The organism is Aeromicrobium sp. REDSEA-S32_B7 (assembly GCF_001626145.1).
GTDB lineage: Bacteria > Actinomycetota > Actinomycetes > Propionibacteriales > Nocardioidaceae > Aeromicrobium > Aeromicrobium erythreum.
Genome location: NZ_LUNF01000270.1, coordinates 1 through 5,648 on the forward strand (window position 1 = coordinate 1; position 5,648 = coordinate 5,648).

Annotated in this window: 6 protein-coding genes and 2 pseudogenes; 1 reads left to right on the forward strand and 7 read right to left on the reverse strand. The window is 72.5% G+C overall.

Features of this window, described 5'->3' with window-relative positions; genetic code table 11:
• Nucleotides 1-28: 28 nt before the first annotated feature.
• Nucleotides 29-166: pseudogene (locus tag A6Q79_RS18735) on the forward strand (hypothetical protein); the annotation flags it as partial.
• Here the strand turns inward: A6Q79_RS18735 and A6Q79_RS16255 are convergent.
• The 7 genes and pseudogenes from A6Q79_RS16255 to A6Q79_RS16285 all read right to left on the reverse strand — a co-directional run.
• A pseudogene (locus tag A6Q79_RS16255) lies at nucleotides 164-901 on the reverse strand (ScpA family protein); the annotation flags it as partial. The pseudogenes A6Q79_RS18735 and A6Q79_RS16255 overlap by 3 nt on opposite strands.
• Nucleotides 898-1,248 (reverse strand): hypothetical protein, encoded by a 351-nt coding sequence (locus tag A6Q79_RS16260; protein WP_286689370.1) that lies wholly within the window; start codon nucleotides 1,246-1,248, stop codon nucleotides 898-900. The gene A6Q79_RS16260 and the pseudogene A6Q79_RS16255, both read right to left, overlap by 4 nt.
• Nucleotides 1,249-1,250: 2 nt before the next feature.
• Complete coding sequence (locus tag A6Q79_RS16265) at nucleotides 1,251-2,099, reverse strand: ParA family protein (RefSeq protein WP_067859124.1); 849 nt, start codon at nucleotides 2,097-2,099, stop codon at nucleotides 1,251-1,253.
• A gap of 119 nt (nucleotides 2,100-2,218) precedes the next feature.
• The gene (gene xerD / locus A6Q79_RS16270) at nucleotides 2,219-3,154 is read right to left on the reverse strand and encodes a site-specific tyrosine recombinase XerD (protein WP_286689371.1); all 936 of its coding nucleotides are present in this window, start codon (nucleotides 3,152-3,154) and stop codon (nucleotides 2,219-2,221) included.
• Between the two features lie 10 nt (nucleotides 3,155-3,164).
• Complete coding sequence (locus A6Q79_RS16275) at nucleotides 3,165-3,365, reverse strand: hypothetical protein (RefSeq protein ID WP_317698776.1); 201 nt, start codon at nucleotides 3,363-3,365, stop codon at nucleotides 3,165-3,167.
• A gap of 226 nt (nucleotides 3,366-3,591) precedes the next feature.
• Nucleotides 3,592-5,298 (reverse strand): CTP synthase, encoded by a 1,707-nt coding sequence (locus A6Q79_RS16280; protein ID WP_286689373.1) that lies wholly within the window; start codon nucleotides 5,296-5,298, stop codon nucleotides 3,592-3,594.
• Between the two features lie 146 nt (nucleotides 5,299-5,444).
• The coding region (locus A6Q79_RS16285; protein ID WP_317698777.1) for a copper transporter at nucleotides 5,445-5,648 on the reverse strand (204 nt) is incomplete at its 5' end.

Below are 5,648 nucleotides of genomic sequence, written 5' to 3' on the forward strand. Positions count from 1 at the left end.
CTACAAGGTGCAGGACGTGGCCGAATTGGTGCCCCTCGGCCTGTTCCGCCCCGAAGAATTCGATTTCTTTGCAAAGGCTGAAAACTTCCTCTGGGCCGTGCGGGCGCATCTGCATCTGAGTGCGGGGCGTGCCACCGAACAACTGACCTTTGACATGCAGGTGCAGGTCGCCGAGCGGGCTGGCCTGGTCGAAGCCGACGACGCCCTCCCGGAACAGCTCGAGCAGGGCGAGGAAGCGCGCCACGGTCGTCATGAGGTCCGCGTCGGCGGTCAGCGCGCGGAAGGTGGTGGTGCGCTCGCGGCGCAGCCGGTCGACGACGAGGTGCGCCTGCTCCCGCACGCTCACAGTCGGGGCGTGCAGGTGGGCCAGCGACAGCACGGGCTCGGGCCTCGGCTGCAGGGCCCGCGCGGCGAGCGCCGCGAGCTCGTCGGGCCCGATCGAGAAGACCACCTCGGGCAGCAGCGCGGCGAACCGCGGCTCGAGCCCGACCTGACGGGGGTAGCGCTTGCCCTCGGTCGCCAGCCGGTCGGCGAGCAAGCTCGCCACTTGCTTGAAGGCGCGGTACTGCATGAGCCGGGCGAACAGCAGGTCGCGCGCCTCCAGCAGGGCGAGGTCCTCCTCGTCCTCGACGTCGGCCTGCGGCAGCAGCCGCGCCGTCTTGAGGTCGAGCAGCGTGGCGGCGACGACGAGGAACTGCGTCGTCTGCTCCAGGTCGCCGCCGAGCTCGCGGACGTAGGCGATGAACTCCGTCGTCACGGTCGACAGCGCGACCTCGGTGATGTCGAGCTGGTGCTTGGAGATGAGCGACAGCAGGAGGTCGAAGGGCCCGTCGAAGACCCCGACGTCGACGCGGAAGCCGTCCGCCTCCGGGGCCTGCGCGGTGTCGGCCGACAGGCTCATGCCGAGCCGAGCCGCCGGGCGAGGTCGCTGTCGTCGCCGCGGGTCTCGAGGTCCTCCAGCGCCAGGGCGATCGCGGCCCGCACGAGGCGGCCGCGGTCGACGTTGCGCCGCACGCTGCTGCGCAGCTGGAGCCGGGCCTGCTCGATCGCGAGCAGCTCCTCGCTCGTCACGTAGACCGTCATCTTCTCGTCGTGCTTGATGCGTCCGCTGTCGCGCGGTGCTGCGGGAGCAGCGGACTCCGTGCGCTCCTGCTCGGCCTGGGTCGGCTCCACGCTCGGGTCGGGTGCGGGACGACGCGAGCGGGCGGAGGGCGCCGTGGGGCGGAACAGCTCGTCCGCCCCTGGCATGCTCACGCGTCGGGGCATCGGTGCAGCACCTCCCGGGCGAGCTGGCGGTAGGCGTCGGCACCCGGTGAGCTGGCGGCGTACTCGGTGATCGGCACGCCGGCGACCGTCGCGTCGGAGAACTTGACGGTGCGTCGGATGACGGTGTGGAAGACGAGGTCGCCCCATCCCTGCACCAGCGTCTGCAGCACCTCGCGGCCGTGCAGCGTGCGACCGTCGTACATCGTGCCGAGCAGGCCGATGATGCGCAGGTCGAAGTTGGTGCGGTCGCGGACCTTCTCGATCGTCTCCTTGAGCAGCGCCACGCCGCGCAGCGCGAAGTACTCGCACTCCAACGGGATGATCACGCCGTCGGCCGCCGTCAGGGCGTTCACGGTGAGCAGGCCCAGCGACGGCTGGCAGTCGATGAGCACGACGTCGTAGTCGTGCAGCACGGGGTGCAGCGCGCGGGCGAGCACCTGCTCGCGACCGACCTCGGTCACGAGGCGCATCTCGGCGGCGGAGAGGTCGATGTTGGCGGGCACGAGGTCGAGGCCCGGCACCGACGTCTCGAGGACGATGTCCTTGAGCGTCAGCTCGCGGTCCATCAGCACGTGGTAGATGGACTGCTCAAGGTCGTGGGCGTTGAAGCCCAGCCCGACCGTCAGCGAGCCCTGGGGGTCGAAGTCGAGCAGCAGCACACGACGTCCGGCCTCGACCAGCGCCGCACCCAGGTTGATGGTGGTCGTCGTCTTGCCGACGCCACCCTTCTGGTTGCACATCGCGATGATCTGCGCGGGCCGGCCGCCCTGGCGCGGTGACGGCTCGGGGAAGTCGGGCGCGGGGCGTCCGGTGGGTCCGAGTTCGTCGCTCATCAGTCTCCTTACGCCGCGGCCGGTCGCCGCCCGGCGATCGTCGGGCCACTGTACCGCGCTCGACGGGCGTCCCCGCGCGCCTGGCCCGCCGGTCGGGGCCGCTCTCCCGGCGCTCCTGCTCAGTCGACGGCGCGAGGGTGCGACGTCGCGTACACCTCGCGCAGCCGGTCGACCGTCACCAGCGTGTAGATCTGCGTCGTCGTGACCGAGGCGTGCCCGAGCAGCTCCTGCACGACGCGGACGTCGGCCCCGCCGTCGAGGAGATGGGTCGCGAAGCTGTGCCGCAGGGTGTGCGGCGAGACGTCCGCGTCGACGCCGGCTGCGCGCGCGGCGCGCGACAGCACCGTCCACGCGCTCTGGCGGCTCAGCCGACCCCCGCGCGCGTTCAGGAACAGCGCCGCACCGCCGCGTCCGGTGGCCGACACGAGCCCGGGTCGCGCGACGGTCAGGTAGTCGCCCAGCGCGGCCGCCGCGTACGAGCCCACCGGCACGATGCGCTGCTTGCCGCCCTTGCCGCGCAGCAGGGCGGTGCCCTCGTCCAGGTCGAGGTCGTCGACGTCGAGACCGACGGCCTCGGAGATGCGCGCCCCCGTGCCGTACAGCACCTCCAGCAGCGCTCGATCGCGCTTGGCCAGGCTCGTGCCCGCCGCACCGGCCGCCTCGAGGATCGCCTCGACGTCGTCGAGCGGCAGCGCCTTCGGCAGCCGTGACGCGGGACGCGGAGGCTTCACCGCCGCGGTCACGTCGGTCGCGACGAGCTGCTCACGCAGGCAGAACTTGTGGAACCCCCGCACCGCGACGACCGCCCGCGCGGCGCTCGAGGCACCAAGGGGGGCGTGCTCCTCGTCGCCGGTACGCAGCGCGGCGAGGAAGGCCAGCACGTCGGTCTCGGCCACGTCGGCCACGTCGTGGACGCCGGCACCGTGCAGGTGCTCGCGGTAGCGGCGCAGGTCGCGCCGGTAGCTGCCGAGCGTGTTCGCGGCGAGACCCCGCTCCACGCCGAGGTGGCCCAGGTAGTCCTGGACGGCGCGGTCGAGGTCGCCGGCGTCGCTCATGGTCGCCGGCTCAGCCGCGGGCGCGGCGGGCCGCCTCGGCGAGCACCGCGGCGCACATCGTCGCGTCGCGGACCCGCCCGTCGAGCACGGCGTCGACGACGGACTCGAAGGGGACCCACCACTGCTCCATGTCGGCTTCCTCGGCGTGGCGCTCGGTGCGCTCGTCCTCGGGGACCGGGCGCAGACCCGTCGCGCGGTAGACCTGGCACACCTCGCTGGAGTAGCCCGGTCGTCCTCGTCCAGCGCGAGCACGCCGACGGCACCCTGCGGGCGCACCACGACGCGTCGGTGCTCGTCGCCGCGCGGGTCGACGATCGCGTCGACCTCGACGACGAGGTAGCCGCTGGTGAAGACCTGCTCGTGGGACGCGACGGGCCAGGACTCGTCCCGGTCGGCGACCTCGTCGACCAGGACGCCCGGCAGCGTGGGGTGCGGGCTCACGACGTCGGCGCGTCGGCGCCCTCGACCACGTCGGCACCGGGCACCGGCACCTCCACCGGCAGACGCGTCTCGCGCTGACGCTTGAGCGCAGCCTTGACCAGTCCGGCGAACAGCGGGTGCGGGCGCGTCGGCCGCGAGCGCAGCTCCGGGTGGGCCTGCGTGGCCACGTAGAACGGGTGCACGTCGGCGGGCAGCTCGACGAACTCCACGAGCGTCCCGTCGGGCGAGGTGCCGCTGAACACGAGCCCTGCCGCCTCGAGGCGGTCGCGGTAGCCGTTGTTCACCTCGTAGCGGTGACGGTGCCGCTCCTCGACCTTGTCGGATCCGTACACGCCGGCGACGACGCTGCCCGGGGCCAGCGCGGCCTCGTAGAGGCCGAGGCGCATGGTGCCGCCCAGGTCGCCCGCACCCTCGACGAACGCGTGCTGCTCGGCCATCGTCGCGATCACGGGGTCGCTCGCGTCGGGGTCGAACTCGGTCGAGCTCGCGCCCGGGATGCCGGCGACGTGGCGGGCGTGCTCGATGACCATGCACTGCAGGCCCAGGCAGAGGCCGAGCGTCGGGATGCCCCGCGTGCGGGCGTGCTGCAGGGCGCCGACCTTGCCCTCGATGCCCCGGATGCCGAAGCCGCCCGGCACGCAGATGCCGTCGACGTCGGCCAGGTGGCGCGCTGCCCCCGACTCGGTGCCGCACTCGTCGGAGGGCACCCACCGCAGGTGGACCTTGGTGTCGTTCGCGAAGCCGCCGGCGCGCAGGGCCTCGGCCACGGAGAGGTAGGCGTCGGGCAGGTCGACGTACTTGCCGACGAGCGCGATGGTGACCTCGTCGGCCGGCTGGTGCACGCGCCGCAGCAGGGCGTCCCACTCGGTCCAGTCGACGTCGCGGAACGGCAGGTCGAGGCGGCGCACGACGTAGGCGTCGAGGCCCTCACGGTGCACGACCTTCGGGATGTCGTAGATCGACGCGGCGTCGCTGGCGGTGACGACGGCCTCGGTGTCGACGTCGCACATCAACGAGATCTTGCGCTTGACCGACTCGGGGATCTCGCGGTCGGAGCGGCAGACGATCGCGTCGGGCTGGATGCCGATCGAGCGCAGCGCGGCGACCGAGTGCTGCGTGGGCTTCGTCTTCAGCTCACCGGACGGGCCGATGTAGGGCACGAGCGAGACGTGCAGGAAGAACACGTGCCCCCGGCCGATCTCGTGGCGCACCTGGCGCGCCGACTCCAGGAACGGCTGGCTCTCGATGTCGCCGACCGTGCCGCCGATTTCGTGGATGACGACGTCGACGTCGGGCCCGCCCATCGAGAGCATCCGGTCCTTGATCTCGTTGGTGATGTGCGGGATCACCTGGACGGTGTCGCCCAGGTAGTCGCCGCGACGCTCGCGCGCGATCACGTCGGAGTACACCTGGCCGGTGGTCACGTTGGCGCGCCCCACGAGGTCCTCGTCGAGGAAGCGCTCGTAGTGGCCGATGTCGAGGTCGGTCTCGGCGCCGTCGTCGGTGACGAAGACCTCGCCGTGCTGGAACGGGTTCATGGTGCCGGGGTCGACGTTGAGGTACGGGTCGAGCTTCTGCATCGTGACCCGCAGTCCCCGGGACTTCAGCAGCCGGCCGAGCGAGGAGGCGGTGAGCCCCTTGCCGAGGGAGGAGGCGACGCCTCCGGTGACGAAGACGTGCTTGGTGACGGCGCTGCCCTGCAAGGTGACTCCCGTGGTCGTGGGCCTGGATGCGGCTCAGCGGGACCGACGGCAGGTGCCGTGGTCGTCACTGCTCCACGGGATTCCAGTGTAGCCCCTCGCCGCGGCGGCCATGACCAGCCGGGGCGGCGCGGCGACCAGGCGCCGGACTAGCGCGGGACGGAGCCGTCCTCGCTGCGCGAGGTGCCCCACGCACCCGTCTCGCCGGCCGCCACGCGGGCGAGGGCGAGGGCCGTGACGGCCCGCCCGGCGGCGGAGTCGGTCACGTCGACGGTCGAGACCTGGGAGGCCTCGCGGCGCACGACGTCGACCGCGCCACCGTCGAGGCTGGACGCCGACGGACCGGCCAGCAG